Genomic DNA, 2,633 nt, shown 5'->3' with positions numbered 1-2,633 from the left:
GCCGAGCCGCCCCGCGCGCAGCTGCTGGCCAGCGGCACCGGGATGCGCTGGGCGCTGGACGCCCAGGAGCTGCTCGCGAACGACTTCGGCGTACAGGCGGACGTGTGGTCGGTGACCTCCTGGAACGAGCTGCGCCGCGAGGCACTCAGCTGCGAGGAGCACAACCTGCTCAACCCGGACTCGGTGGAACGCCGGCCGTACGTGACCCGGCTCCTGCAGGGGGCACCCGGGCCGGTGATCGCCGTCAGTGACTGGATGCGGGCGGTGCCGGACCAGATCTCCCGCTGGATCCCCCAGGACTACTCCTCCCTGGGCACCGACGGTTACGGGCGCTCGGACACCCGGGCGGCGCTGCGCCGCCACTTCCACGTCGACGCCGAGTCGATCACGGTGGCGACGCTGGAGGCCCTGACCCGCCACGGCGCGATCAAGGCAACGGTCGTCGAGGACGCGATCCACCGGTACCGGCTGCGGGAGGCGTAGCACCAGGAGGCGCCACGCGGCGCCGAAACTCCACCGGCCGCCGACCGACCGCCGGCCGCCGGCCGGTCGGTCTGGCCGGCCGGCGGCCGGTCAGCGTCCCAGCGCGGTGTGCATCTCCCATACCAGGATCTCCGCCGGCCCGGCCTCGGCGGCCACCGCGAGGCTGTCACAGCCCCTGATCCGGGCCGCGTCCCCGGTGCCGAGCTCGCCCGCGCTCTCCAGCGTGACCGTGCCGCGCGCGACGAACAGGTGCACCCACGGCGCGGACGGCAGGCTCACCCGGCCGGCGGCGGGCAGGCGCGCCGCGTGCAGGACCGCGTTGCGCTGCTGGATGTCGATGGCGGCGCTCGAGCCCGCCCCGCCGGCGATCGCCACCAGCTCGCCGGTGGCGAGGGCGTCCGCCACATCCCGCTGGGCATAACTGGGCGTGATCCCGGTATGGTCGGGGGTCACCCACATCTGGATGAAGTGGACGGTGCCCGGATCGTCCAGGGCGTCGGGCGTCCCCGGGCCGCCGGTGGCGCCGGCCGCGTTCGTCTCCGCGTGCGTAATCCCCGTGCCGGCGCTCATACGCTGAGCGACCCCGGGCCGGATGGTGCCATGGGTCCCGGTGGAATCCGTGTGCAGGAGCTCACCCTCCAGCACCCAGGTCACGATCTCCATGTCCCGGTGCGAGTGAGTGGCAAAGCCGCCACCGGGAGCGACATGGTCGTCGTTACTGACCAGCAGCAGGCCGAAATGGGTGTTGGCCGGATCATAGTGGCGACCGAACGCGAACGAGTGACGGGAGTCCAACCAGTCATTCCGGGTCACCGCCCGGCCGTCCGCGCGCCTGACGGCAATCCCCGCCCCCCGCAGCGCCGAGATATCGGTCACAGTTGCTCGCGCCCCTTTCCTGTCGCTGGCCCGCGTCCGCCGGCTACCATCGTTGCGGCTACTATCGGTGCGCCAGTTGCCGTAGGGTTCATCCGACGTACATGCTGCCGAGACCATGGTCCAATCTATTCGCCCCGACGGCTATGATCCCAGTCGGATGGCCAGGAAGAACGGGGCCTTTGGCCAACCAGTGGCCAACCGACCGCCAGGCGCGACCTAAGGGCCTCGTGAGGAGGCGATGTGACGGCTGCCGACAGCCCGACCCGACAGCAGATGCCAGAGCCACCACGGAGAGAAATACTACTCGGCGTCATCGTTGGAATACGAAAACGTGACATGGCCTGCGCGAAGCCGGGGAAACCGGCATGATTCTGCGTTTCCGTCGAATCGACAGGCTGGAGAATCATCCCAATCTCCGCGGGATCCTCGCGATCCTCGCCCAACTCGTGCACACCAGTGACGCCGAACTCAACCAGCTGGCCCTGGCCTGGCGCAACACACCCCAACTCGCCACCGCGCGGGACAAGGCACTCTCACCGGACGCGCCACTGGTCATCGAGGTCCTTGCCGCGTTCGACGCCCTGTCGGCCATCTACGCCGACGACCTCGCCGGCATCGACGACTACGTGACAGTCGACCCGAACGTCACCGCGACCGCGCTCAAGGCGGTCCGGGACGCGATCGCGGCCGCCTACGCCAAGCCGATTCTCACCAGGTCGGAGTATGCCGCGCTGCTGCGGCCCTGGCGCGCCGTCTACCCCCGCAGCCGCGGGCACGAACCGGATCTCGGCCCGTTCGGATCCGAGGTCAAGCGGGTTCTTGCCGCGCTGCCGGCGCTGGCACGGCGCTGTCACGACGCCGACAGCCTGCGGACCTACGACCGTCTGCTGGTCGCCGCGCTCACCCGGGACGAGACCGCCCACCAGGACGCCATGCAGATCGCGTTCAACAGCGCCGTGCGCACGGGGCGCCGCCGGGTGTGGACGCTGATACGCCGCAGCGCCGCCGAGGGCTTCTGGCGGCTGTGCCCGTCCTGCCACACGACGATCGACTCCGTGGACGCCGGCACCGACCAGCGGGTGATGGAGCTCTGCGCGGACCTCGCGTGCGCCCTGCTCGTGCAGGACATCCTCGACCCCGACACCGTCGCGAGCCTGACCGCGCCACTGCACACGCTGGTCCCGCTCCAGGAGCGCTACGACATCGACACCAACCGCTACCGCTAGGCGTCAACCGCTACCGCCAGGCCGCCAGGCCATGGCCGGCTGCCCGCC

At 70.6% G+C, this 2,633-nt stretch carries 3 protein-coding genes; 2 read left to right on the top strand and 1 reads right to left on the bottom strand.

Going from position 1 to position 2,633, the window contains the following annotated elements; all coding sequences use genetic code 11:
• The coding region (locus AC5LSR_RS17445; RefSeq protein WP_493468685.1) for a transketolase-like TK C-terminal-containing protein at nucleotides 1-483 on the top strand (483 nt) is incomplete at its 5' end.
• 90 nt (nucleotides 484-573) lie between these two features.
• On the opposite strand, the gene AC5LSR_RS17440 is transcribed toward AC5LSR_RS17445, so the two are convergent.
• Nucleotides 574-1,359: a pirin family protein gene (locus AC5LSR_RS17440; RefSeq protein WP_250287080.1), complete on the bottom strand. Its 786-nt coding sequence runs from the start codon at nucleotides 1,357-1,359 to the stop codon at nucleotides 574-576.
• Between the two features lie 365 nt (nucleotides 1,360-1,724).
• On the opposite strand from AC5LSR_RS17440, the gene AC5LSR_RS17435 reads away from it, so the two are divergent.
• Complete coding sequence (locus AC5LSR_RS17435) at nucleotides 1,725-2,585, top strand: hypothetical protein (RefSeq protein ID WP_250287081.1); 861 nt, start codon at nucleotides 1,725-1,727, stop codon at nucleotides 2,583-2,585.
• Nucleotides 2,586-2,633 lie beyond the last annotated feature (48 nt).

The sequence above is a fragment of the Protofrankia sp. CiP1_Cm_nod4 genome (genome assembly GCF_982290645.1).
Note: the sequence above shows the minus strand (reverse complement) of the source record. Positions and strands in the feature narration are given on the sequence as shown.

Coding starts and splice junctions, on each gene's coding strand:
- AC5LSR_RS17435 (WP_250287081.1), top strand. CDS start 1,725: ATGATTCTGCGTTTCCGTCGAATCGACAGGCTGGAGAATCATCCCAAT.